22 protein-coding genes and 1 riboswitch are annotated in these 24816 nt (G+C 41.2%); of the genes, 13 read left to right on the top strand and 9 right to left on the bottom strand.

Features of this window, described 5'->3' with window-relative positions:
* Positions 1-7: 7 nt before the first annotated feature.
* Both V7K38_RS00615 and V7K38_RS00610 read left to right on the top strand, forming a co-directional pair.
* Entirely contained in the window at positions 8-1486 is a 1479-nt protein-coding gene (locus V7K38_RS00615) for an AAA family ATPase (protein ID WP_334854783.1), read from the top strand.
* A gap of 141 nt (positions 1487-1627) precedes the next feature.
* Positions 1628-2434 (top strand): hypothetical protein, encoded by an 807-nt coding sequence (locus V7K38_RS00610; RefSeq protein WP_334854782.1) that lies wholly within the window; start codon positions 1628-1630, stop codon positions 2432-2434.
* Between the two features lie 14 nt (positions 2435-2448).
* On the opposite strand, the gene V7K38_RS00605 is transcribed toward V7K38_RS00610, so the two are convergent.
* The 3 genes from V7K38_RS00605 to rsmI form a co-directional block, all read right to left on the bottom strand.
* A complete protein-coding gene (locus V7K38_RS00605; RefSeq protein ID WP_334854781.1) occupies positions 2449-3780 on the bottom strand; it encodes a voltage-gated chloride channel family protein in 1332 nt (443 codons plus the stop codon).
* A gap of 113 nt (positions 3781-3893) precedes the next feature.
* A riboswitch (Fluoride riboswitch) is annotated at positions 3894-3976 on the bottom strand.
* Positions 3977-4003: 27 nt separating this feature from the next.
* Positions 4004-5191, bottom strand: a complete 1188-nt coding sequence (locus V7K38_RS00600) for an MFS transporter (protein WP_334854780.1) — start codon at positions 5189-5191, stop codon at positions 4004-4006.
* A gap of 51 nt (positions 5192-5242) precedes the next feature.
* Positions 5243-6103: a 16S rRNA (cytidine(1402)-2'-O)-methyltransferase gene (gene rsmI / locus V7K38_RS00595; RefSeq protein ID WP_334854779.1), complete on the bottom strand. Its 861-nt coding sequence runs from the start codon at positions 6101-6103 to the stop codon at positions 5243-5245.
* Between the two features lie 110 nt (positions 6104-6213).
* On the opposite strand from rsmI, the gene V7K38_RS00590 reads away from it, so the two are divergent.
* The 3 genes from V7K38_RS00590 to V7K38_RS00580 all read left to right on the top strand — a co-directional run bounded on the left by V7K38_RS00590 (position 6214) and on the right by V7K38_RS00580 (position 8813).
* Positions 6214-7110 (top strand): sugar kinase, encoded by an 897-nt coding sequence (locus V7K38_RS00590; protein ID WP_334854778.1) that lies wholly within the window; start codon positions 6214-6216, stop codon positions 7108-7110.
* A gap of 20 nt (positions 7111-7130) precedes the next feature.
* Entirely contained in the window at positions 7131-7991 is an 861-nt protein-coding gene (locus V7K38_RS00585; protein WP_334854777.1) for a 3'(2'),5'-bisphosphate nucleotidase CysQ family protein, read from the top strand.
* Positions 7992-8093: 102 nt separating this feature from the next.
* Entirely contained in the window at positions 8094-8813 is a 720-nt protein-coding gene (locus V7K38_RS00580; protein ID WP_334854776.1) for a hypothetical protein, read from the top strand.
* Positions 8814-8892: 79 nt separating this feature from the next.
* Here the strand turns inward: V7K38_RS00580 and V7K38_RS00575 are convergent, their stop codons facing one another.
* The 4 genes from V7K38_RS00575 to murG all read right to left on the bottom strand — a co-directional run bounded on the left by V7K38_RS00575 (position 8893) and on the right by murG (position 13188).
* Entirely contained in the window at positions 8893-9780 is an 888-nt protein-coding gene (locus V7K38_RS00575) for a hypothetical protein (RefSeq protein ID WP_334854775.1), read from the bottom strand.
* A 48-nt stretch (positions 9781-9828) separates the two neighbouring features.
* Positions 9829-10335, bottom strand: coding sequence for a hypothetical protein (locus V7K38_RS00570; protein WP_334854774.1), 507 nt, complete (start codon positions 10333-10335; stop codon positions 9829-9831).
* 442 nt (positions 10336-10777) lie between these two features.
* On the bottom strand, positions 10778-12076 hold the full coding sequence (locus V7K38_RS00565; RefSeq protein ID WP_334854773.1) for a hypothetical protein: 1299 nt from the start codon (positions 12074-12076) through the stop codon (positions 10778-10780).
* A gap of 38 nt (positions 12077-12114) precedes the next feature.
* Positions 12115-13188 carry an undecaprenyldiphospho-muramoylpentapeptide beta-N-acetylglucosaminyltransferase gene (murG, locus tag V7K38_RS00560; RefSeq protein WP_334854772.1) on the bottom strand — a complete coding sequence of 358 codons (1074 nt, stop codon included), beginning with the start codon at positions 13186-13188 and terminating at the stop codon, positions 12115-12117.
* Between the two features lie 84 nt (positions 13189-13272).
* Here murG and V7K38_RS00555 point away from each other — a divergent pair, with 84 nt between their 5' ends.
* Entirely contained in the window at positions 13273-14097 is an 825-nt protein-coding gene (locus V7K38_RS00555; protein WP_334854771.1) for a nuclear transport factor 2 family protein, read from the top strand.
* A 154-nt stretch (positions 14098-14251) separates the two neighbouring features.
* Here the strand turns inward: V7K38_RS00555 and V7K38_RS00550 are convergent, their stop codons facing one another.
* Entirely contained in the window at positions 14252-14509 is a 258-nt protein-coding gene (locus V7K38_RS00550) for a hypothetical protein (RefSeq protein ID WP_334854770.1), read from the bottom strand.
* A gap of 138 nt (positions 14510-14647) precedes the next feature.
* Here V7K38_RS00550 and V7K38_RS00545 point away from each other — a divergent pair, with 138 nt between their 5' ends.
* From V7K38_RS00545 to dhaL, 7 genes are all read left to right on the top strand, one after another.
* Positions 14648-15421, top strand: coding sequence for an SDR family oxidoreductase (locus tag V7K38_RS00545; protein WP_334854808.1), 774 nt, complete (start codon positions 14648-14650; stop codon positions 15419-15421).
* Between the two features lie 202 nt (positions 15422-15623).
* Entirely contained in the window at positions 15624-17375 is a 1752-nt protein-coding gene (locus V7K38_RS00540; RefSeq protein ID WP_334854769.1) for a protein kinase domain-containing protein, read from the top strand.
* Positions 17375-18055, top strand: a complete 681-nt coding sequence (gene bioD / locus V7K38_RS00535; protein WP_334854768.1) for a dethiobiotin synthase — start codon at positions 17375-17377, stop codon at positions 18053-18055. The genes V7K38_RS00540 and bioD overlap by 1 nt, the downstream gene beginning before the upstream one ends.
* Before the next feature lie 668 nt (positions 18056-18723).
* Entirely contained in the window at positions 18724-19626 is a 903-nt protein-coding gene (locus V7K38_RS00530; protein ID WP_334854767.1) for an undecaprenyl-diphosphate phosphatase, read from the top strand.
* Between the two features lie 13 nt (positions 19627-19639).
* Complete coding sequence (locus V7K38_RS00525; protein ID WP_334854766.1) at positions 19640-19780, top strand: hypothetical protein; 141 nt, start codon at positions 19640-19642, stop codon at positions 19778-19780.
* A 5-nt stretch (positions 19781-19785) separates the two neighbouring features.
* Positions 19786-20853, top strand: a complete 1068-nt coding sequence (dhaK, locus tag V7K38_RS00520; protein ID WP_334854765.1) for a dihydroxyacetone kinase subunit DhaK — start codon at positions 19786-19788, stop codon at positions 20851-20853.
* Positions 20854-20875: 22 nt separating this feature from the next.
* Positions 20876-21517 (top strand): dihydroxyacetone kinase subunit DhaL, encoded by a 642-nt coding sequence (gene dhaL / locus V7K38_RS00515; RefSeq protein WP_334854764.1) that lies wholly within the window; start codon positions 20876-20878, stop codon positions 21515-21517.
* Positions 21518-22041: 524 nt separating this feature from the next.
* Here the strand turns inward: dhaL and V7K38_RS00510 are convergent.
* Entirely contained in the window at positions 22042-24336 is a 2295-nt protein-coding gene (locus tag V7K38_RS00510) for an IMS domain-containing protein (protein WP_334854763.1), read from the bottom strand.
* Between the last annotated feature and the right edge of the window lie 480 nt (positions 24337-24816).

Genomic DNA, 24816 nt, shown 5'->3' with positions numbered 1-24816 from the left:
GCTTTTTATGAAATTACTACGAGTCCAAGTTCCAGATTTTCGCATTTTAAAAAACGTTGATATAACTTTTGAGCCAGAATTTATACCTAGTATTTTCCCTCTTGGAAGTCAAAATGGTGGTGGTAAAAGTACACTTTTGCAATTAATTTTTATTTTATTGCATTGTTCTACCGATCCTGAAAAAAAAGATTTTGTGAAAAATATACTTTATGGATTTACGATTAATAACAATTCTAACAAGAGAGTATTAGCCATAATTGATATCTGGAACGAAGATAAAATTGTACAGCTTCAATTTTTATCTTATAACGACTCTTATCTTAGAGAGCTATTAATATTAAATGATAAGACCGAGGTTGATAATGATAATTATCTACAATTCTCTGCTTCCAGTCAATTAGAAAAAATTATAAATAAAATTTCAATTACTGAAAAGGAAATACAAGATTTAGAGAAAGCTATTACTAAATTAGATAGTGTGATAAAAATTGAGAGTAGTGAGGATAGACGTTATATATTGAGAGAGCTAATGGATGAACTTCGACTATTTGGATTTAGAACTCTTAAACTAATGTCGAGATTAGGACTAACAAATACATCTATAGAAGAATTTAAAGAAGAAGTTCAAACAAGACTCGATATATTTAAATTAAATCTTGAAAAATATTATGAACAACGTGAGCAGCTTAAACGTATCTTACAGAGAGTTTTAAAATATTTGCAATCAGAAAATCTATTATATATTTGTAATTATTCAGCTAATGGTAATAAAGATGAAGATGAAGTTTTACTTTGCCGGATAAGTAACATAGATATGAACAAAGTAGAAATATTCATGAAGGAATTATCACAAAAAATATTTCTTGCTGCTCCTTCTACCCAAGTTTTTCTTTTTAATTCTAAAGAATCTAGAAAACTATTATTTAAAAAGCAGGATAATGAAACTGATTACTATTCACATCTTAAATTAGCCAAATCTAAACTATCAGGCTTTTTTACCTATGATTTTCTGGCTGTAGATATCCTTATTGAAGCCTTTAAGTCTGCTCGAGACAAAGACTTTGCTGAAGCTATAAAAAAAGGGGAGTATGGTAATAGCTACAAAGCACTAATAAATGATTTAAATATAATATTGTCTAATAAAAAAATAAATGTAGATGCAGATTTATCAGGTGTCAGTTTCAAATTAGATAAAGATGATTTAGAACTATATCCCGAAGACCTCAGTCATGGTGAGTTAAAAAGATTGAGCATTTATATGTGGATAAAGTACCATAATATAGAAAATGCGATTGTGCTAATGGATGAGATTGAAATAGCATTTCATCTAGATTGGCAATATCAAATAATTGCAGATATCAACCAATGGTCGCCAAGTAATCAATATATTCTTGCAACTCACTCATACGAGTTATGTCAAGCTCTTACACCTGCTCACGTTAAGGAACTAGAACCAAAACTTTTAAAGTCAGAAGCTAAAAATTAAATATGAGTCTTAAGCCGGAACAACTAAAACAACATTGTGAAATAATCTCGTAGAATTAAAAATAAGATCGTTGTACTGTGCGAAGGCGAAGGTGGTATTTGGGATACTGAAGGCAGACCATCACCTCAATCATATAGCAAGATGGAACAGATGCCAGATTCCAACTTTTATAAGGCGTGTGTTCCAAAGTTATGGAGTCAATATCGACCAGAGTTTTTTAACTGCGGAGATCGTAAAGATGTATTAGATACATATTTTACTCTTTCAAAGTTGCATGATGAAAATAAGAACAATTCATATTTAACTTTAGAAAAACTTTTTGCAATTGTAGATGTTGATCTACAAACACAAAATATAACAAAAGAATATAGTTATAGTTTTTCAGATACAGAAGCAATTTTCTGTGATCTTTATACAAAACTCAATATAAATGAAGAAAATGCAAAACAGCACCGTATATGGGTTACGGGTCTAATACATAAAGAAGCATATTTTATCATGCCTGAAATACAGCCAATATTTGATACTTTTTCTACACTTTATAATAGTAATTCTCTAGTACTTAGAGATATTTATCTTACTATGGCAGATGCTATAATTACTGATTCTGATTTAGAAAGTAATTTATCAAAAGTATCTAATCGCATTAGTCATTGCTCTGGATTAGATTGTACTGCAATAGATAAATTGAGAGATTCATGGAAAGAACAGTTTGAAAATGCTCAAGATGATACGCAAAAGAATGAGTTAATTTTAGCTTTATTGGCACTCAAAAAAGCTAAGTATTACTGGAACCAAATTCAACCACCAAGTGACTGGACTTCTTCAGTTCAGACATTTAAAGATCAACTCTTGTTAGAAATAGGAAGATTTTATTCAGAACAAAGTAATCATACTAAATATCATATCCCTTGCTTTTTTAAGATATTAAGGCAATTTGCTGAATAGCTCTAACAAATAAATCAATTACTTCCTCGTGCTTCGCTATCATCAGGTAAATCAATTTTTTGCTCAACTTTTTGCAGTCCATAATTAGCCAAAGTCACCCCTTCTTCTAAAGATACAGCAGAGTATTTACTCAACCCAATACGTTGTGCAGAGTAAATTCCAGAATGACCTGAAAATAGATAGCTCACTACACAGCCAATAGCAATAAATACTCCCGATTCCAGACCAAATAATTCAATTCCCATTAAGGTTGATGCTATCGGTGTATTTGCTGCACCCGCAAACACACCCACAAATCCCATTCCTGCTAACAATGGTACTGGTAATGCTAAAAGCAACGACAAAGCATTACCTAAAGTTGCACCAATGAAAAACAAAGGTGTAACTTCTCCTCCTTTAAAACCTGCTCCTAAAGTTAGGGCAGTCAAACCTAATTTTGCTGCAAAATCCCAAGGGGGTAGTTGAGTGAAAAAAGAATCAACGATAGTAGGGATACCAAGCCCAATGTATTTAGTTGTTCCACTCAACCCAACAATTGCTGCTATTATCGCACCGCCTATAAAAGGACGCATTGGAGGATAAGATATTTTTGCTTTAAAGAAGTGACTAATTTGGTGAGTTACTTTAGCAAAGAATCTCGCTACTATTCCAAAGATTGCACCTGCAATAATGCTAGAAATCAGTCCCCAAATTGTAAGTGTCGGTATAGAGGGAGTGTGTCGGTATGCGGTATGATGCAAACCTAATAACAAGGTGACTTGATTTCCAACGATCGCAGCAATCAAAGAAGGGAAAAGAGCGTCATAATTAAGTTTCCCAATCGCTAAAACTTCTAAACCAAATACAGTCCCAGCTAAGGGAGTGCCGAAAACTGAAGCGAATCCCCCACTGATACCCGCCGTTAATAAAATTCGCCGATTGGCTCCTTGAAAATGTAATATTTTAGTTAACTGATCTGCCAAAGAAGCACCCATTTGTAATGCTGTACCTTCACGACCGGCTGAACCTCCAAATAAATGTGTCAGGTTTGTTGCTAGCAAAACAAGAGGAGCCATACGGAAGGGAATAACACTTTTGGGGTTATGGATTTCTTCTAGTAAAAGGTTATTTCCGGCTTCCACAGTGCGACCGAATTGATGATATATCCAACCACTTAAAAAACCACCAAGGGGAAGTAAGGCAATAATCCAGCGATGAGATTCTCGCCAATCGGTTGCCCATTCTAATGATGCTAAAAGAACCGCCGAAGCTGTTCCAGCAAAAATTCCAACTACAACGGAAATAGGCAACCATTTAATTAAGTGTGGTAATGCAATAAATGGTTCGAATTGACGAAACTTTTTCATAAATACACTGGCGAACATCCCGTGACTCCTTGAAGCGCAATTTGTAGATTCACACTTTCTACAGGGGAGTCAGGTGATGCATTTAGCCAAGCCCTACTCTCCCGCAGTCAGCGAAGAAAGTAGGAGCCATCAGCCTTCAGTGATTATTTTTAGTCCTGAAAAGGCGGTTTTGGCGAGCTCCATCGCCATTGTTTTAAGGATACCATTTTTGCTTTTGGTGGAATTAATATTTGTTTTTTTGAGTGATTAATAATAATACAGATGCGATCGCAAACAAACTCCCAGCGATGAATGTCGCCTCTGCTCCCAATGTTTGCCACAATCCCCCAGCTAGCAAACTCGCAGGTAAAAGCGCTAATCCTACAGCCAAGTTGAGAAATCCAAAAGCAGTACCGCGCAGATTTGCAGGTATGCTATTTGCCACTAATGCCAATAGCAATCCTTTACTCATACCTAAATGCAGTCCATAAAGGGCAAACAATCCCCAGACTTGCCAAGGTGCTTGTACGAAGGCGAAACCCAAATACACTAGAGCATATAGGAGAAATCCGCCTACTAGTAACCAAAATCTACCCAAGCGATCGGAAAGTATTCCTATTGGGTAGGCGCTAAAGGAGTAAGCCATATTCATCACCACTAATGTCAACGGGATGAGTGAGGCAGAAATCCCTATTTGCTCGGCTCGCAGCAATAAAAAGGCATTGCTAGAGTTTCCTAAATTGAATAGTAGCGCGACTGCTACGAGTACCCAATATTTTTGACCCAAACTGCGTAAAGTTTCCCATTGCAGAGGATTGCTTCGACTAACTTGAGTTTGCTCTGCTTTCGGTTCGCTCACTCCCACAGTTAATAAAGCCACCGCCAAAAAACCAGGAATGAGTGCTAGCCAAAAAACGAGGCGGAAGTTGTTTTGGAAAGCAGCCATCAAGATAAATGCTGCCAATGGCCCCAAGAATGCTCCAATCGTATCGAGGGATTGACGTAATCCGTAGGCTGCACCGCGTACCTCTGCATTAGTAGAATCGGCAACTAAAGCATCACGGGGTGCTACCCGAATGCCTTTGCCAATGCGATCGCCAAATCGAGCTATTAACACCCCAGTGGAACTAGTAGCTATAGCAAATAGTGGTTTAACAAAGGTAGATAAACCATACCCAAATATCGCTAATCCCTTGCGATGTCCCAAATAATCACTCAATGCTCCCGAAAATATCTTTAAAACTGAAGCTGTTGCTTCTGCAATGCCTTCAATAATGCCCACAGTCAACACATTCGCCCCTAAAACTGACACCAGAAATAAGGGCAATATAGAATTAATCATCTCAGAGCTAATATCTGTCAGCAGACTGACAAATCCCAATACCCAAACAGTGCGGGGAATTGTCTGGAAAAATTTGTTTTGTAATTGCATATTTCCTGTTTATCTGACTGGCATTTACTGGAAGCATCTCATTTTTACAGATTACAACTCAGGAGTGAAGACTATAGAAAGAGCTAGTTGATAGAGTTCACGACGGGGAAGGGAGGTAAATTTTGCTAACTGACGGCTAGCTTGCGATCGCGATATTCCCTGACTGATTAACTGTTTCAATTCGGCTTTCAATTCCTCTTCTGTCAGTTGGGGCTGACTAGCTGGAATTCCTGCCACTACTAATGTATATTCACCTTGGGGTTCTCGTTGGCTGTAGTGAGCGATCGCTTCGGCAATTGTTCCCCGCCAAAATTCCTCATACAATTTAGTTAACTCTCGACACAGCACAATTTGGCGATCGCTTCCCCAAACTTGTGCTAAGTCTTGTAAAGTATCTCGCAAGCGGTGGGGCGATTCATAGAAAATCAATGTGCGAGATTCTGTTTGCAGAGATTCTAAATGTTCTTGTCTCTGTTGAGTTTTCGCCGGGAGAAAGCCTTCAAAGACAAATCGATCTGTTGGTAATCCAGCCGCACTCAAAGCGGTAATTGCTGCACTAGCGCCAGGAATGGGAACTACGGAAATCCCCGCCTCAATACAGGCTTTCACCAGTTCATATCCAGGATCGGAAATTCCTGGCATTCCAGCATCACTCACAAGAGCGATCGCTTTATCGTTAACTAAATGCTCTAATAATTCTGGAATGCGGCTAGTACGATTGTGTTCGTGGTAACTCACTTGGGGAGTCTTAACTTGAAAATGTTGTAGTAGTTTCCCTGTGTGACGGGTGTCTTCCGCAGCAATAATGTCTACTGTTTGCAAAATTCGTACCGCCCGAAAGGTTATATCTTCCAGGTTGCCAATGGGTGTGCCGACAACGTAAAGTGTTCTTGGTTTTGGATCGGTTTGCATGAGCAAGAGTTAGGAGTTTGTAGAGACGCGATTCATCGCGTCTGTGCAGGAGAGACAGGAGAGACGCGATAAATCGCGTCTGTACAAGAGAGACGAAACATATATGATATATGGTTAATCCAAAATTCAAAATTCAAAATCCAAAATCGGATTGTGGGTTATTTGTAGGTTTAGTAACCTTAGATTTGATTTACCTTGCTGACTCTGCCCCGAAGAATAATCAGAAGATTGTTGCTACTGACTATACTGTAGCGGCAGGTGGCCCAGCAACGAATGCGGCTGTGACTTTCAGCCATTTAGGTAATCAGGCTACAGTCTTAGGTGTAGTAGGTTCTCACCCAATGACACAGCTAATTCGAGGTGATTTGGCAAATTACCAAGTTGCGATCGCAGACCTTGAGCCTACCACTGATTTAGCACCGCCTGTTTCTTCAATTATTGTCACTCAAGCCACGGGTGAACGGGCTGTGGTTTCGATCAATGCTGTCAAAACCCAAGCTAACAGCGTATCTATCCCGCCAGATATTTTGTCAAATATCAATATAGTACTAATTGATGGACATCAAATTGCAGTTAGTTATTCTATAGCTCAAATGGCTAAAGCTAAGAATATCCCAGTAGTAATTGATGGTGGCAGTTGGAAACCTGGATTTGAGCAAATTTTGCCATTTGTAGATTATGCCATCTGTTCGGCTAATTTTTATCCACCCAATTGCCAGACCGCAGAAGACGTTTTTGCCTATCTGAGCGGATTTGACATTCCTGACATCGCCATTACCCACGGACAAAAACCAATTGAATACTTGAGTTGCACTAAAACTGGTATCGTATATGTGCCACAGATTCAAGCGGTTGATACATTAGGGGCTGGAGATATTTTCCACGGTGCTTTTTGTGATTACATTTTACGGGAAAGTTTTACTGATGCGCTGGCGCTGGCAGCTAATATTGCTGCTGATTCATGTAAATTTTTTGGCACTCGACGCTGGATGAATTTAAAAAACTAAATTATACAAGGTCAAATTTAATGAAAGACTTAGAAGAAATATTAGCGATCGCTCGTGAGATCGGCTGGGGTGCAGCAGATATACTGCGATCGTATTACCACGGCACAGCAAAAGACCCTAATTTAGACGTACAATATAAAGAAAATGAGCCTGTTACCGTTGCCGATGTAGCTGTAAGTCAATATATTTTGCAGAAACTACAAGCAACTTTGGGTAACGAAGATTTTGCTTACATTAGCGAAGAAACTTATCAATCGCCAACTATGGGCGCACACCCTTCTGCCCCTTGGGTATGGATAATTGACCCTTTGGATGGTACACGAGATTTTATTGAAAAAACTGGAGACTATGCAATTCACATTGCTTTAGTCAAGGAAACACGCCCAGTATTAGCAGTTGTAGCAGTACCAGAAACAGAAAAATTATATTACGCCATCAAAGGTGGAGGGACATTTGTAGAAACCCGTGATGGATCTGTTCCTTTACAAGTATCGTCAGGTAAACGAGTTGAGGATTTAACTTTAGTAGTTAGCCGCTCTCACCGCAACCAACGCTTAGATTACTTGCTACAAAAATTGCCCTGCCAAAATCAGAAAGCTGTGGGTAGTGTAGGTTGCAAAATTGCTACCATTGTCGAGCAACAGGCAGATATCTACATTTCCCTCTCCGGCAAGTCTGCGCCCAAAGATTGGGATATGGCAGCACCAGAACTGATTTTAACAGAAGCTGGTGGCAAATTTACGCACTTTGATGGCACTCCGTTGCAATATAACACCGGAGATATCAATCAATGGGGAGGTTTGCTGGCTAGTAATGGTGAATATCATGAAGTACTGTGCAAGGAAGCAGAAAAGGTTTTAGCACAGTTTGACCAAAGCTAATGAGTATTTGAGAATGAGTGTTGTTTAATTAATTTGTTTTTAAAATATACCCATAAAGTATTGTAGATATCGTTAGTCTGCGGCTTTGGATTTTGAAAAAAAATGTTACGACTTTATCATTTATTATTAGGTTCTATCTTGGTGGTGTCAGTACCTCTGGGAGCAAAATTTGTTCTTACGCAATTTTCTCCACCCAAAGTAGTAAAGTCTTCTACCGTTGTAAAACTTCCCAACCCTAAAGAGGGAAATATCTGGCAGAAAATTCTGGGAACCACTGCTGCTCCAACTAACTGGCAAGTTGCAGCTTGTGAAGGAAATGCACTTTTGTTGTGTATCTCCTCCAAAGGGGAACGTTTAGGTACAGTTGAGATTAATGTTTACCCTTTAGCAAACCATGAGGATTTCCAAAAGAAACTCGTAGCAGCTGGTATTCCACCTGGTTCTCAAGTGGACTACCAAAGTCCTAAGTATCAAACTCAGGTATTACCAGCACTCAAGGCTTGGGTTACAGATCACTACGCTGTGTTTGCGAAAGATCGTCAGCGTGAATATGGAAAAGAGATTACTTTCTCAACCTACCCAACGCAACCGATACCCATTGGTAAGCTTCAGGGAATCCGCTATGGGTTCGCCGGACTTAAGCAAAAAGGCGGAGTACAAGAGCAACATATCGGTTATGTTGCTTTTGATGGTACTCAACTTTACGTAATTACCACTGCATTTGACACAGGTACACAAACAGGTAAGTTTGAGAAACTAGAAAACTTAGCTATTTTTCAACCTTACTTGGATGCGATCGCAGCAGATTTGCGTTTACCCTAAGAGCCAAGGTTACAGGTTACAGAGAGAAATCTGTCTCCTGTAATCTGTAACCTATTCCCTTCTTTAATCCCCCATCAACCTAAATCTCAGCCACCGCTCGTTCAATCAAGCGACGCGCTAAAGTTTGCGTGCCAGTATGTTCATAATAATTCGTTGCGACATCTAGAAATGCCGCGAGATAGTCTAACTTGTCATCGGCAATATCGGCAAAACTTTTCAAGTTGTGGACAACCTTTTGTGGCGTTAAATTATTGGCGGAGACTAGCCCACTCATCCAACCTTTAACTGAGTCAAAGCTTTCGCCGATAAAGTTGAGTTTACCAGCAGGACTGTCCCCTGGAATCACATCTTTAATGCTTTGGAAAGTCGAGTTTTGCTCTAATTCGTGTGGATTTGTTTGATTAAGCCCAGATAAAGCTTTGCTGATAAAATCTGGGCCTAGGGGTATCAAACCATCAACGCAAATCAATGCCACCATCCGAATGAGTGACTCACCACTATACTCACCTAAAGAGGCAACAAAATCCCCAATACTGTCTCCAGGAATGCCGTTAATTTGACAGAATGCTACCAACTCAGCTACCAATTTTAATGTCAAATCAATAGTTTGAGCTTTGTCTGCTTTAGGGGTGACAGAGTTTAAAAAACCCAATAAAGGAATTTTTTCACCGATTTTGTTAGCTAATGCGGCTGCACCAAGGGCTTTATCTGTAGCATCAACGGTTTGATATAACCACAAAGCCGTTTGGTATCCTTGGGATTTGTCATTGAATAGAAAAACCGCTCTTTCGCCAATTTGCTGAATTAAATCTTCGTCGTCTTCGCCAGTGACAGTTTTAATGGTGTTGACAAAGCCGACAGTATTTTGCCACTCTCCAGGAGCAACAAAATCGAGGGACTTCAACATAGAAATAGTCAAGCCACCGGTTGGCAATTGATCGACTAAATCAACAATCGATTTGCTCACAAAAATCTCCTTATTTAGGTTTTGTTATCTCAGTGTTCGTAGTCCAAATTATTTGAGTTTAGCTAGAGCATTAAGATTAAACTTCTCTAGCCAATTGGCGCGATCGCTAGCTGTAAATGACGGATCGCGGGAAAGTACTTTTACTTGGTACTTACCTACCAAAATTGCAGTTTGCGTTTTACCAACTTCTACTGCGGGATAACCGCCAATTTTTTTGGTACTTTTAGAAAACTTGGCTGCTGTACTAGGTGTACTTGTGGTATCAGAAATAGATAGTAATGCTAGTTCTTTACCACCTTTTTTCAACTTCGCTTCTGCAAAGCCTTTTTTCTCTTGGGTATAGACGCGCTGGTAGCCATCACCTGACTCAGGGAAAAGTTTATTAAATTCGCTACCCTGAGTTGCGGTTTTAGCTACTGCAACGTTTTTTTGTTGAGTACTTTCTTTTTGCGCTTGGTCAAAACGTCCAGGTGTTTTTGGACTACAAGCCGTTGTAAGTAATACCACTGACAGCAACAAAGCGGCTACTGCCCTACGCCCACGGTGTAAAATCATTCTTGGCTTCTCCTTATACTTGAGCTTTGAGGCAATTATCTGCGCTGCTAGCAATTATTACCCGTAAAATTAACTTTTTGAAATTATTACCTAAATTCTGGATTTAATGAACGTTAATCAATGCAAAAACGCCCCCCTTTCGGGAGAGCGCTTACCAAGCAACTGAGGTACAGCTTAACCTCACCCCGATAAAGAATAAGCTTTATCTCCCCTCTCCTTAGCAAGGCTACGGTGTACACACATCTTTGTACAAACCTAAAATCGTTGGAGATCCCCCTAAATCCCCCGATAAATTGGGGGACTTTAAGAGACTTTTGCCCCCCTTTTTAAGGGGGGTTGGGGGGATCAAAAGCCTATGAGGCCACTCTCAAAGAGTTGTGTGTACACCGTAGCCTTAGCAAGGAGAGGGGTTAGGGGTGAGGTTTTAAATTTGTTAATGCATTTACTTCTTTATTAAAAAATATGCTGTGGCATACTCTGGCAATTGTGTGATATTTTGCCCAAATTCTTGTTTATTCTTAAAGATACCTGCTAAAAAATCGAGTTGATAAAGATTGGGTAAAAAGGCTCCGCCTGTATCGGCGATGACTCCCATTCGCAGATGTTTGCGGCCACCTTGAGTATGCTCAATCACAACCACTTTACCTAAACCGATATTCAAAACATCTCCCGCAAAAGTAACTCCGGGTTTAACAGAAATTTTTGCGTCTATTTTATATCCATAGCCTTTAATATCATCAACTTCTCTAAAATACCAATAACGCTTTTGTGCTGTTGCTTTCAATCCGCGGATATAAGATATTCCATTATTTCTATCTACATTAAAAAATGCCTTATAACCATCTGTAAAATTAATTAGTATTGTTCCTTCCATAATTGCTTCTTCTAAGCCGTTTCTGGTTAGATAAGCAAGATTGGTAACTTTTCCAAATTCTCTACCACCCGGTTCATAAATCCCTGACAAAACATCCTGTTTGGTATATCTTGTATAGAATTTATCGTTATTAGCGTTTTCTTTTAAGCTATAAATTGGTGTATTAAAAGTAGAGGTTTTCTGGCGAGAACCGGGATGAGTAAAGACAGCATATTTGGTAATTCGTAATTGCTTTTGCTGTTTATCCTTTGGGTTGTAAGCAGACCATTTAATTACTCGGAAATTGGTATTGATAAAGTTAGAATCTTGCAAACGAGTAACTCGATTATTAGCAATATCTTCCTTTAAAACAGTAATCATGAAGTTCAAAGTGTTGAGAACATCTGGCAGAGTAACGCCTTGAGTGGCAAGCATTCCTGGACGAAGAATATCTGGGTCTTCTGAAGAGTAAGTTTGAAAATATTTTCTAGTATTAACGAGAACAGTTAATAAATCTTTTTGATTAAAATTCACCTTACTACTTGGTAGTTTGGCTGGGGTAACAACTTGGCTGCCATTAATACTAAATTTATATTTCTTGAATTCATCGACAACTGCAAATGGTGCAGATGCAGCTAACAAATTCTGCTGAGAGAAGAAAGCGTTTTGCTTGCCTATAACCTCATCAGATATTTCTTGAGCGACAAAAGGACTTTTAAAATTAGAGGCGAGGGAAATTTGTGATTGAAGTAGGGTAAAGGGCTGATTTTGCTGATCTAACTGTTTACTTTTTGACTGAGTATATAAATGGCTACTGGCTAAACTTGCAACTAATAAGGCAGCACAACCTACTGTGAAGCGAAATTTGGAGCTGGATAAGATATTCATAACTGGGAAAATAAATTTTTAATACTCAATAATCAAGGTTATGTTTCTATCACTTCACGCACTAATTGGGCTAACTTCTCAGCACTATCGGGTACTGCGATCGCATGAGCGTTTTCCCCCATTTTTGCTAACTCTTGCGGTGACTGCAACAAATTCAACACATTACTTTGCAATATTTGGGCTGTCAACTCCGATTGCTTCAGCGTTAACGCCGCGCCAGCTTTGGTAAATACGTCTGCATTGTAAGATTGATGATCTTCTGCGGCAAAGGGGTAAGGAATCAAAATCGCTGGTTTCCCACATACTGCCAATTCTGTCAAGCTACCTGCGCCAGAACGACTAATGGCAAGAGTTGCTCGTTGTAACAACGCCGCCATATTATTGTAGAAAGGTAAGGCTATATACTGTGGATGTTTGAGAGTATCTGCTTCGGGATCGCGATCGCCAGTTAAGTGTACTACATAAGCACCAGCATCAAACCAAGCCTTTGCAGATTGGCGCACCAACTTATTAACCGCAACTGCACCTTGGCTACCACCAAAAACGACAATTAAGGGAACATCGTCAGGAATAGCTAAATCCAGGGGTGCATGAATTGCGCCATCGAGAAATTGCGCTCTTACTGGTGTACCAACGCAGACATTTTTAGCACGGGGCAAATACTTAGCAGCGACTTCAAATCCCAAAGCTACCGCACTACACCAAGGGCCAAAAAAGCGAGTTACTTTACCTGGTAAGGCGTTAGATTCGTGGAAAACCACGGGTAAATTAAGGGAACGCGCCGCAATGACGGCTGGCCCGGCAATGTAACCGCCTGTGGTAAAAACTCCTTGAAAATTTCCCTGCTTGAGAATTCGTCTAACTTCTAGAATCGAAAGGGCGAGTTTACCGAAGATGCGAATCGAGGAGAGTCCAAACCCTTGCTGAAACCCTTCAACTGCAATAGTATTCAAGGGATACTCTTTAGGGACAAGTTGAGTTTCTAGGCGATCGGGTACTCCCAGCCATTCGATTTGATAATCTGGAAGTTTTTGTGCCAGTGCGATCGCTGGAAACAAGTGTCCACCAGTTCCACTGGCAGCTATTAATAATCGTATCGGTGCGTTTGCCATCAAACCTCTACCGTTTAGCGTCTAGCTTAACTAAGATAAAACAATTTCCTGACTTTCTCTCATCAAATCAGTAAACTCTTGCCAATGACTAAAATTATTACCGCTTTAGTGAAACGTCAACTTAGATTTCCAACCAGTATTTGCCTGGTTTCATTTTTACTAACTCTTGGTTTAACAAGTGGTTGGCAACGCACTCAAGCGACGACACCACAACAATTAGCCCAAGCGGGGACAGCCAATCTACAAAATCTGTTGACACAAGTTGATGCCGCCGCAAGTCGGGGTGATGTCAAAGGGGTGTTGCAATTCTACAGCCCTTCTTTCACTCATGGAGATGGATTAAACCTCCAAACCCTGGAAAAGTCTTTGATTTCACTTTGGCAAAGATATCCTAAATTACAATACAGTACCAAACTGCTATCTTCAAAATCTGAAGGCAATGGAATTATTGCTGAAACAGAAACTAAGATAACTGGCTTACCCTCCGGTAGTGGTAATAATTCGACTCTCAATGCCACGATTAAATCGCGTCAGCGCATTGAAAGCGGTAAAATTGTGCGCCAAGACATTTTGGCAGAACGCACCCTAATTACCTCTGGCAGCAAGCCACCCAAAATTGATATTAAGTTACCAGAGCAGGTACAAGTCGGGCAGAAGTATAGTTTTGATGCGATCGTTCAAGAGCCACTTGGTGATGATTTCCTACTAGGAACGGCGCTAGAGGAACCTATTCAAGCAGATAAGTTGTTCAACCCCACATCCGTAGATTTGCAATTATTAACATCTGGCGGAGTGTTCAAAACGGGACAAGCACCATCTACCCCTGGTAGCCAATGGGTTTCTGCTGTCATCCTACGCGGTAATGGGATGACGATGGTAACTCAGCGCCTACAAGTGGTGAAGAAGTAGTTGGGAGTTAGGAGTTAAGAGGTTGTTTGAAAAGTCCTCTTATCGGTATCAGAAGTTTTAGATCCTCCTAAATTCCCCGATAAATTGGGGGACTTTGATTCCGGTTTCCCCCTTTTTAAGGCTACGGTTTACACACAAGTCTTTTCAAGCTGCCCTACACCTTGACTTGCAATGTCAATGCATCGACCTGCAATGCCAATGCATCGACCTGTAATGCCAATGCATCGACCTGCAATGCCAATGCATCGACCTGTAATGCCAATGCATCGACCTGCAATGCCAATGCATCGACCTGTAATGCCAATGCATCGACCTGTAATGCCAATGCATCGACCTGTAATGCCAATGCATCGACCTGTAATGCCAATGCATCTGCTAATTCATAATTTATAACTATTGAGGGACATTCCAAATAAAAAAATACTCAACTACTTTCTGTGGGGTGAGCAACATGAGCGCCCTCTTTAACTGGGCGCTCATGTTGCCCACCCCACAAGATTAGATAATTTATTTGTTGGAAGTCCCTAACTGTTCACTCATGACTATCCTAATGACTTCTCTAGAAAATCAAATCATTTTGATCACTGGTGCAAGTAGTGGTATTGGTACTGCTTGTGCGAGAATCTTCGCTGATGCGGGTGCAAAACTGATCTTAGCGGCACGACGGCTGGAACGTTTGCAGCAGTTAGGAGATGCTCTCAATCAAGAATTTGGTAGTGAAATTCATTTGTTAGAGCTAGATGTGCGCGATCGCAACGCTGTGGAATCTGCTATTTCTACTCTACCCTCTGCCTGGTCTAACATTGATATTCTCATTAATAATGCTGGTCTAAGTCGTGGTTTAGATAAGTTGCACGAAGGTAGCTTTCAAGACTGGGAAGACATGATTGATACTAACGTTAAGGGTTTACTTTACGTTTCTCGTTATGTCGTTCCGGGAATGGTGAGTCGCGATCGCGGTCATGTGGTAAATTTAGGTTCCATTGCTGGGCATCAAACCTATCCCGGTGGTAATGTCTACTGTGCAACCAAAGCTGCTGTCAGAGCAATTTCTGAAGGTTTAAAGCAAGACCTCTTAGGAACGCAGGTACGTGTAACTTCTGTTGATCCTGGTATGGTGGAAACGGAATTTAGCGAGGTGCGCTTTCATGGAGATGCTGAACGCGCCAACAAAGTCTATCAGGGAGTTAAGCCTCTGACAGCAGATGATGTGGCTGATGTGATATTTTTCTGCGTGACGCGATCGCCCCATGTCAATATTAATGAAGTTGTGTTGATGCCTGTTGACCAAGCTAGCGCTACCCTAGTTAATCGACGAACTTGAACGAGGCAGGGGGCAGGGGGCAGGAGGAAGGGGTATCAACTCAGTACTGGCTAAACGCACAGCTACCGTTAACAGCACTCGCAACTCAGGACTTTTCATGTGTTCTTAGAATTGCATAACGGGATTTAAAGCGTGACTTTGCGTATACTCCTAACTGGGGGTCACTTCCTCCTTAGTTGCTAATACACTCAATCAATCGATCATGCAACCACCCATTACAGTTGGCACTGTCTTGCAAAACCGTTACCGCATAATTCAAATTCTCGGACAAGGAGGATTTGGTAGAACCTATCTGGCAGAAGACCAGAGGCGCTTTAACGAACTTTGCGCGATCAAAGAATTGATTTCAACAGCAACAGAGGCTTTGGCTTTGCAGAAGGCACAAGAGCTTTTTCACCGAGAAGCTGCCATTTTGTATCAAATTGAACACCCACAAGTTCCTAAATTTCGGGAAAGATTTGAGCAAGACCAGCGCTTGTTTTTGGTGGAGGACTATGTTGCAGGTCAGACTTACCGCAATATGCTGGATGAACGGCTAGCTGTTGGTCGAACTTTCACAGAGACTGAAGTATTGCAACTGATACAGTCGTTATTGCCTGTTTTAGAGCATATTCACAGCCGAGGGATTATTCACCGGGATATCTCGCCAGAAAATATTATTTTGCGAGATAGTGACACTAAACCTGTGTTAATTGATTTTGGGGTGGTAAAGGAACTAGCAACACGTTTGCGATCGCCAGAGAGCGCAATGCCAGAAACCACTGTGGGAAAATTAGGCTACTCTCCGAGTGAACAAATGCAAACAGGGGGAGCTTACCCTAGTAGTGACTTGTATGCATTAGCGGTGACTGCGATTGTTTTGCTGACTGGCAAAGAACCAAGGGAGTTATTTGACGAAAACCAGCTAACTTGGAATTGGCAGCGATGGGTAAAAGTGAATCCGCGATTTGCTTTAGTGTTGAATCGAATGTTGAATCATCTACCGAGCGATCGCTATCAGAGTGCTGCTAGTGTATCTCAAGCACTACAACCTTTAGAGCAAGTCAGTCTTCCTCCCCTGAATGCGTCGAACTTGCAGACAATGGCTGTTAGTCGCCGTCCTGACTCAGTACCACCAGCTTCGCCGAAAAAACAACCCGATCCTGTAATTCCACCAAGTTCCACTAGTTCAGTCTTGGATAATCCATTAGCGATCGCGGCAATTGGTACTGCTGTAGTGATCGTTGCCGGATTTGGTTCTTGGGCATTGGTAAGTTCTATCCGCAGTCAGTCAAAACCATCACCAACAGAGACGCTTCCACAAAATTTCCCTTCACCAGTTATTTCTGGTGGTACTACATTCACATCTACACCTACCATTGAGCAACCTATTTATAGGCGGCTCGATCTCGGAGCAAATAACACAGCCACGGTTACAGATACTCTCAAAACAAATCAAATCATTCGGTATACTTTTTCTGGGCAGCAAGGTGATAAGTTAACTGCCTTTATTGACCCAGGAAGCAACGTATTGCTAAAAGTTTTAAGTCCTAATGAACAACCACTTGATAAGAATACCCAGCCAGTAACAGCTTATGAAGGGATATTGCTGGTTACTGGTAGGTATACTATTGAATTAACAATGCCTTCAGGAGTTGCTGAAAGCAATTACAACCTGAACCTTTCATTAGAAAAACCAGTCAAACTAACTCCTACACAGACACCGACTCTAATTCCTACAGAGACACCGTTCCCAATTCCTACACAGACACCGATTCCAATTCCCACAGCAACACCAATTCCAATTCCCACAGAGACACCGATTCCAATTCCTACACAGACACCAATTCCAATTCCCACACAGACACCAATTCCAATTCCTACACAAACACCAATTCCAACTCCGAACACTGGTGAAACGCCAACCTTGCCGCCGGCTGATGGAACACAACCATTTTCTGGCCAAAGAAATTAATGTTAAACACACTACTAATTACTGGAACTGATACCGAAGCTGGTAAAACTGTTTTAACAACAGCGTTAGCAGCCTATTGGCAAAAATATTACCCACAGCGTAGTTGGGGAATCATGAAACCGATTCAATCGGGGATTGGCGATCGCGAATGGTATCAAAAGCTATTTACGCTAGAACAATCCTCAGAAGAAATTACACCGTTATACTTTGAAGCACCTTTAGCGCCTCCCATCGCCGCAGCACGAGAAAATCGCCAAGTTGATTTAGGAGTGGTTTGGCAAGCTTTGTCTAAGTTGCGATCGCATCGTGATTTTGTGCTTGTAGAAGCTTTAGGAGGGTTAGGTTCGCCAGTAACAGAGGAGTTAACAGTAGCCGATTTAGCAGGAGAATGGCGTTTACCAACGATATTAGTAGTTCCAGTTAGATTGGGTGCGATCGCTCAAGCAGTAGCCAATGTAGCATTAGCTAGGCAATCGCGCGTTAATCTCAAAGGCATTATTCTGAACTGCGTACAACCCCGAACAGATGCAGAAATAGCCGATTGGACACCATTTCAATTGATTCAATCACTTACTAACATACCAGTTTTAGGCTGCTTGCCCCATTTAGATAACCTGACAGATTTAGATAAGCTTGCTCAAGTAGCATCAGATTTAGATTGGGAAACATTGATGCTTTGAATTGGGCATTGGGAATTGGGCATTGGGCATTGGGCATTGGCTATCCCTTCTCACTCATTACTCATTACTCAGCACTCAGCACTGATGAGGGGTATTGGGAAAAAACTAGCGAGCATCCAATCACTTTTTGCAACTGGTGCAGTCACAGTTCTGACATAACTTGGTAATAGCTTTGTCAATAAGACATGCAATGGTAAGAGAAGATGAAGTTAACCTAACTTTGGTGACACACAAGGCAGGATTTACCTGCCTTATTTAATATTTGGGATTAAAATAATACTTCATTAGCAGGTTTCGGATGTGCGAAATATGACTACTTAAAGACACTTTTAGAAGAACCAAATGGTATTGGTTGCCTAAGAGGATGTTTGAAAAGTCTTCTTATAGGTATGAAAACGTTCTAGATCCCCCTAAATCCCCCTTTTTAAGGGGGACTTTGATTCCGGTTCCCCCCCTTTTGAAGGGGGGGTTAGGGGGGATCAACAAGTGCCTAAAATCACAGTCAAATACTTTTCAAACAACCTCTAACGTTACGCTACCTGAACACACTATATTTTTTATTTGTATTTAGATGTCATCCAAGTGCCATGTCTTAGTCACAGAAGCGTCACTAATATAAGTTACTTTGTCGGTGTTTGATTAAAAGTAAATTATTTACGCCTGATATCATGATGCTTTCTTTTATGGTAGCGAGTGCCGTCTGTGGCAATGGTAGTGAAGTGAATCTAGACTTTGCTAACCTTAGCTGGATTGACGTGATTATTTTAGGCATCGTTCAGGGAATTACAGAACTACTACCAATTAGCAGTACTGCTCATTTGCGGATAGTGCCAACTCTACTGGGACTGAAAGATCCGGGATCTGCTTTTTCAGCAGCAATGCAGTTAGCTAGCTTGACAGCTGTTTTAGTCTATTTTTGGCAAGACTTAAAAAAATTAACCGGAGAGACAGTTAGAGCAATTAGCGGACAAGACTATCAATCTAGTTCTTTGCAACTGATGTTGGGCTTATTGATCGGAACCTTGCCCATTGCTGTGGCTGGTGTGCTACTCAAACCAATTCTTAACGCTTGTAACTCACCAATGCGAGGGTTAGTAGTTATTGGTGCAGCTTCAATTATTATGTCAGGATTGCTAGCGATCGCCGAAAAACGTGGAGGACGCGATCGCACTTTCGACAACCTCACCCTCTGGGATGGCATTTGGGTAGGGGTTGCTCAAGCTTTTGCCCTGATTCCTGGTGTTTCTCGCTCTGGTTCCACCCTCACTGCTGGGTTATTTTTGGGCATGGAACGAGAGACATCTGCTCGATTTTCTTTTTTGTTAGGCTTACCAGCCGTGATTTTGGCAGGTGCTGTAGAACTCCATGCTCTGACAAAAGCAGGACTGAGTACGGCTGGTTGGTTGACTTTGTTGGTGGGCTTAATCTCCGCCAGCATTTCCGCTTTTGCAGCGATTTGGGGACTCCTCCGCTACCTGGAAAAACGCAGTACCTGGATTTTTGTTTTCTACCGCTTGGCGATGGGTGTATTTTTGATAGTTGCTGTGATGGCTGGTTGGTTGCAGAATTAATGGAAGCATCTCAATGAGTGTAAAAAAGCCCTGGCAAGGGAATGATGCCTCCGGCACACCTACACCTCCCGTAGGATGCCCGTTCGCGCAGGCTATATTGCATACAAACCAGAAGCGCTATAACCTGGGTTTTAGCAACCTTTTACCCAGATAAGGATTATGAAAAAGCTGATCAACAAGCCGGAAGACTTTGTGCGGGAAAGTCTAGAAGGTATGGCACAGGCTCATTCCGATTTAATTAAACTGAACTACGATCCCGCATTTGTCTATCGAGCCGATGCACCTATAAAGGGTAAAGTAGCAATTATTTCTGGTGGTGGCAGTGGACATGAACCCATGCACGCTGGCTTCGTGGGCAAAGGAATGCTTGATGCAGCTTGTCCTGGTGAGGTTTTCACTTCACCTACTCCTGATCAAATGTTAGAAGCAGCAAAGCTTGTAGATGGAGGCTCTGGTATCCTTTATATCGTCAAAAATTACAGTGGCGATGTGATGAACTTTGAAATGGCAACGGAGTTAGTCCGTGGTGAGGGTATTCGATCGCTAAATATTTTGATTGATGACGATGTAGCAGTGAAGGATAGCCTCTATACCCAAGGACGGCGGGGTGTGGGAACAACAATATTGGCAGAAAAAATTTGTGGTGCGGCGGCTGAGGCTGGGTATGATTTGCCACAAATAGCAAATTTATGTCGCCGAGTAAATCTGAATGGGCGCAGTATGGGAATTGCCCTAACATCTTGCACAGTCCCCGCGAATGGAACACCGACATTTGAATTGAGCGATCGCGAAATTGAATTAGGTATCGGTATTCACGGTGAACCAGGAATAGAACGCACAGATATAAAGTCAGTAGATGAGATTACCGAAATTTTAACGCGATCGCTCCTAGAGGATGCAGCATACAGCCGCACACTGCGCGAGTGGGATGAAGACAAAGGAGAATGGGTAGATGTAGAACTAACAAATCTCCCATTTGCAAAAGGCGATCGCTTATTAGCTTTTGTCAATAGTATGGGTGGAACCCCGATTTCGGAACTGTATATTGTTTACCGCAAACTCGCCCAAATCTGCGAACAGCAAGGATTGCAAATCGTGCGAAACTTAATCGGCCCTTACATCACATCTCTAGAAATGCAAGGTTGCTCCATTACCCTGCTGAAATTAGATGATGAGATGATCCGGTTATGGGATGCACCAGTAAAAACAGCAAGTTGGCGCTGGTGAATTTAACTAATTACGAATTATTATGGTAACTCAAGCGCAGATATTGCAATGGTTGCAGGCTTATGCAACCGAGATAGAGCAGAATAAATCATATTTAACAGAATTAGATGCTGCGATCGGAGATGCAGATCACGGGATCAATATGGATCGCGGCTTCAAAAAAGTAAATACTCAGTTACCAACTCTTACAGACAAGGACATCAGCAAGATTCTCAAAGCTGTGAGTATGACCTTGATTTCTTCCATTGGTGGTGCTAGTGGCCCTCTTTATGGCACTTGGTTTTTACGAGCCAGTACAGCAGTAGCAGATAAGCAAGAATTAACAGCACAAGATATCTTAGAGCTACTCCAAGCAGGCTTAGATGGCGTACTGCAACGTGGCAAAGCGCAACTAGGAGACAAAACAATGGTAGATGTCTTATCTCCGGCTGTAGCCGCTTTTAGGCAGGCTATAGGAGAAAGTCAGGGGACGCTGGAAGCGATGCAACAGGCTGTAGCAGCAGCCCAAAGGGGATTGCAAGAAACTATACCAATGCAAGCGAAAAAGGGACGAGCTAGCTACCTCGGAGAAAGAAGTATCGGACATCCAGATCCAGGAGGGACTTCTGCTTATTTGATGTTAAAGAGTTTTTTAGGGGTATTGGAAAGTTGTAGGGAATTTTGAATTGAAATTTTTAGCGGTTAGTGTATGCAGGTTTATATCAATTTCGCTTCAAGTAAGTAGATCGGTGCAATTAAAGCTAACTAGTGGGGGCTGTTATTTGTCCTTTGTCATTGGTAAGAGTTTGAAGCCTGTTTACGTTTCGTAATATATAGCGGTTCTCAATTGCATAGAATACAGACCTAACCCCCAGCCCCAACCCTTGTAGCGTTGGGGAGTAAGATTCAAAGCCTCTCTCCTAAAAGGAGAGAGGTTTGGAGAGAGGTCAAAGTGTATTGCTTACATTCGAGAACCGCTATAGTTGAATTTATTTCCGCCCACTTACTTATCGTAATTTTCGTGAAGGTATGGAGGAATATAATAACTGGATTGAACCAACAATATTACAAAATATTTGGACTAGAGAGGTACTAACTCCGCTTGTGGATATTCAATTAGTAGAGTTATCAGCTTAAGTAATGAAAATAGAAAATACAACAGTAGGCGAACTGTTAACATCGCCTAAAAATTCAAACTTATCTAATTATCTAATTCACAACAGATGTACTCTGAATACGCCATTTACCTTGTTCTCGAATTAAATCATACCGAACTCGCAAATTATCGTTAGAAGAGTTTTTAAACTGACCATTTTCATATAACTGCGTCACTTCCTTCACCCTAGCTTCCACGGCAGCACGATTTGCAAATAGCCCAATTTTTTCAACAGATTCTATCTTAAAACTATGCTCGTACTTGCGGTAACGATTGTCTGACCTATCCTGTTGAGCAATCAGCCGCCATTGAGATAAAGCTGAACCAGTTAAAATCTGCTCTAAATTATTAATCTCATAATTTGGCCCTAAAGCTGCGGCTTTGGTAGATAACCAAGTGTTAATAACTTCCCTTGCCTGTGCCTTTGTTAAAGAGCCTTCTTCTGATTCTAGTTTACTTTTTGGATCGGGAATAGATACTGGTGGTTCATTTATCTGTACAGACAACTGTACACCACGTAGAGAAGGTGGAGGAAACAACAGATTTTTTAACCATCCAAAAGCTGTTGTAGCTAATACCCAGAAAACTAATATACTCACCAAAGAAATAAACACTCTCCATACCAGCCGTGTTTTTCCTTCTATGGTGTTCGCAAAAGTTCGCCGCCGCCGAGGACGATGAGAACGAGGACGATTATCTGGTAGACGCTCTCGGCTAGCAGATGGAGTGGGTTTTCTCCGCCGACGCTTTTGGCTATGACTGGATGCAGCACTCTTAGCTGAACCGTTCAAATGCTGATTAGTACTTCTGCTTATCCGTTCAGCAGCAGGAACCTCTGATTTTACACTTCCAGACGAACTCCACATCTGTGGTGAGAAGTTTGGATATTCGGGCGTTTCTCTTGGTGGTGTTTCTGGCAAATCTGGGTTAGGTGTTCTGCTGTGATTAAATTGCGCTGAAGTCTTGGTTGAATTGTTGTGGAAATGAGGATTATTTGCCTTGGGCTGAGGAAAGTACTGGGGGTTAATTACAGCCCATTCATTAGTTGTTTCTGCATCAGTTGGCAATGCTTCTAAATAAGCTTGTACCTGTTGATTAGCAAAGTAATCTTTTAGGAAAGCTTGCTGGTTTGCTAAATCCCGAAAATGGGGAAATACTTCGTGTTGCAGCCACTGTTCTGCATATAAACACAGCCCCGGTAACAAATCTGGAGAATCTTGAGATTTTTCCCGAATAAAAGCTAATGCCTCATATTCCTGACTAAGTTCTAAAACACGAGTTGCTTCTTCAGTTTGTCCCAAGAGTAATGCAGATAGCGATTGTTCTAAATGTACATCTTGGCGCTTGCCCAGACGCACGAGCATTTGTCTTGCTTGACGAATTAAAGCAGGTTGCCGTTGAGCAAATCCCCGCGCTATCAAGGCATAAACAGCTAAGTAAGTGGCAACAGCAGAAGGACGTTTGCTTTGGGCTTCAAATAATTTGTGCTGCTCTGCGACTGTTAAGTGGTTGCGTAACTGCTGGATAAATCGCAAAAAGTCATCTATATTTAAACCAGAGTCATCATTATTCGTGCCATCAATGCCGCCACGATCTTCTAAGAGATTTTGCAATAATTCCAAGCCTTGGTGTCGTTCGGCAGTCTTTTCTTGAGGTAGTGCCAGCAACTCCAAAATTCGATATGGCCGCAATTTGTAAAGATCCGCCTGAATTTCTGCCTGGATACTGGAGAACAGTCCTTCGCGTACTAGCAGTTCTTGACCAGTTTCTAGGGATATGGCGGCATTTTCGTAGTGACCTTGCTGCCACTGTTCACGACCTAATTCTAGACAAGCAAGGGCAACAGTGAGAACAACATCTGGATGTTCAGCATTTTCATAAATTTCTTCCTCTGCTAAATTCTTACTTTTTCTGGCACTTTTGACACCATTTTTATTTACCAGGTACGGACGACCTAGTTTCAATACAAGTTCGTATTCGCCCAACTCTTGCAAAATCAATAAAGCACCAATTAATTCGTCTTGGGTAATTTCGATACCCATACTCTGGGTGTCAATGCCCCTTTTGGTGCTTTCTGTGCGATTTTCCAGTGCTACTGCGGCAGCAGCAAGGTTATCAGGATCATAGGCGTGGGCAAGATAAAGCTGATCGTAGGTACTGCGTTGTTTTGGATCTGATAAAACCACGTAAGCTTCTTCTATGAGTTGTTTACGAGAAGAAATTGCTGCCTGAGAATACTCACGTCGTGGCAATTGTACAATGCGATCGCTGTACGCCTGTCGCAATTGTTCTTCACTTGCCGCTAACGGTAGTCCTAAAATTCGGTAGTAATCTAGCGGAATTCGCACAGCCTACTTCCCCTGCACCGCGATCAACATAATGTCACCTAGAGATTTCCAGGCATGTAAAACCGTGCCATAAAAATGCCGTATAGAACTTACTCTACAAGTGTATATTGCAACAACTTGTTTTGTACCTTCCCGAAATTTTGAGTCACATTCTAGTACTAATTTTTTGCTTTCGCCTAGAAAGCCTCAATTGTTTGTCTTAATTCTTAGTATTTTTGTTTAACACGACTATTATCAGCCTTCGATAGCACAAACCACAACTACCGCTTTTAATCACGGCATAAATGTTGTGGTTGCAAAAATCTATTGATGATTGATTTTTTTGGGACTTTTCCAGTAGGCGGTTACTAAAATACTACTATTGTGGTTTTGACCCTGATAACAGCAGAAAAAGATAATATCATAATTTACTTTTAATTACAATTACCTATTTAGGTAGATAGATTTTACTTCTTTTTTTAAATTGTTAATGGATATGCA

Source organism: Nostoc sp., from assembly GCF_036917465.1.
GTDB lineage: Bacteria > Cyanobacteriota > Cyanobacteriia > Cyanobacteriales > Nostocaceae > Nostoc.
Note: the sequence above shows the minus strand (reverse complement) of the source record. Positions and strands in the feature narration are given on the sequence as shown.

Bases quoted from the DNA above. Each gene is read 5' to 3' on its own strand.
- V7K38_RS00615 (WP_334854783.1), top strand. From the start codon at position 8: ATGAAATTACTACGAGTCCAAGTTCCAGATTTTCGCATTTTAAAAAAC.
- V7K38_RS00610 (WP_334854782.1), top strand. From the start codon at position 1,628: ATGGAACAGATGCCAGATTCCAACTTTTATAAGGCGTGTGTTCCAAAG.
- V7K38_RS00605 (WP_334854781.1), bottom strand. From the start codon at position 3,780: ATGAAAAAGTTTCGTCAATTCGAACCATTTATTGCATTACCACACTTA.
- V7K38_RS00600 (WP_334854780.1), bottom strand. From the start codon at position 5,191: ATGCAATTACAAAACAAATTTTTCCAGACAATTCCCCGCACTGTTTGG.
- rsmI (WP_334854779.1), bottom strand. From the start codon at position 6,103: ATGCAAACCGATCCAAAACCAAGAACACTTTACGTTGTCGGCACACCC.
- V7K38_RS00590 (WP_334854778.1), top strand. From the start codon at position 6,214: ATGGTTAATCCAAAATTCAAAATTCAAAATCCAAAATCGGATTGTGGG.
- V7K38_RS00585 (WP_334854777.1), top strand. From the start codon at position 7,131: ATGAAAGACTTAGAAGAAATATTAGCGATCGCTCGTGAGATCGGCTGG.
- V7K38_RS00580 (WP_334854776.1), top strand. From the start codon at position 8,094: ATGTTACGACTTTATCATTTATTATTAGGTTCTATCTTGGTGGTGTCA.
- V7K38_RS00570 (WP_334854774.1), bottom strand. From the start codon at position 10,335: ATGATTTTACACCGTGGGCGTAGGGCAGTAGCCGCTTTGTTGCTGTCA.
- V7K38_RS00565 (WP_334854773.1), bottom strand. From the start codon at position 12,076: ATGAATATCTTATCCAGCTCCAAATTTCGCTTCACAGTAGGTTGTGCT.
- murG (WP_334854772.1), bottom strand. From the start codon at position 13,188: ATGGCAAACGCACCGATACGATTATTAATAGCTGCCAGTGGAACTGGT.
- V7K38_RS00555 (WP_334854771.1), top strand. From the start codon at position 13,273: ATGACTAAAATTATTACCGCTTTAGTGAAACGTCAACTTAGATTTCCA.
- V7K38_RS00545 (WP_334854808.1), top strand. From the start codon at position 14,648: ATGACTTCTCTAGAAAATCAAATCATTTTGATCACTGGTGCAAGTAGT.
- V7K38_RS00540 (WP_334854769.1), top strand. From the start codon at position 15,624: ATGCAACCACCCATTACAGTTGGCACTGTCTTGCAAAACCGTTACCGC.
- bioD (WP_334854768.1), top strand. From the start codon at position 17,375: ATGTTAAACACACTACTAATTACTGGAACTGATACCGAAGCTGGTAAA.
- V7K38_RS00530 (WP_334854767.1), top strand. From the start codon at position 18,724: ATGATGCTTTCTTTTATGGTAGCGAGTGCCGTCTGTGGCAATGGTAGT.
- V7K38_RS00525 (WP_334854766.1), top strand. From the start codon at position 19,640: ATGAGTGTAAAAAAGCCCTGGCAAGGGAATGATGCCTCCGGCACACCT.
- dhaK (WP_334854765.1), top strand. From the start codon at position 19,786: ATGAAAAAGCTGATCAACAAGCCGGAAGACTTTGTGCGGGAAAGTCTA.
- dhaL (WP_334854764.1), top strand. From the start codon at position 20,876: ATGGTAACTCAAGCGCAGATATTGCAATGGTTGCAGGCTTATGCAACC.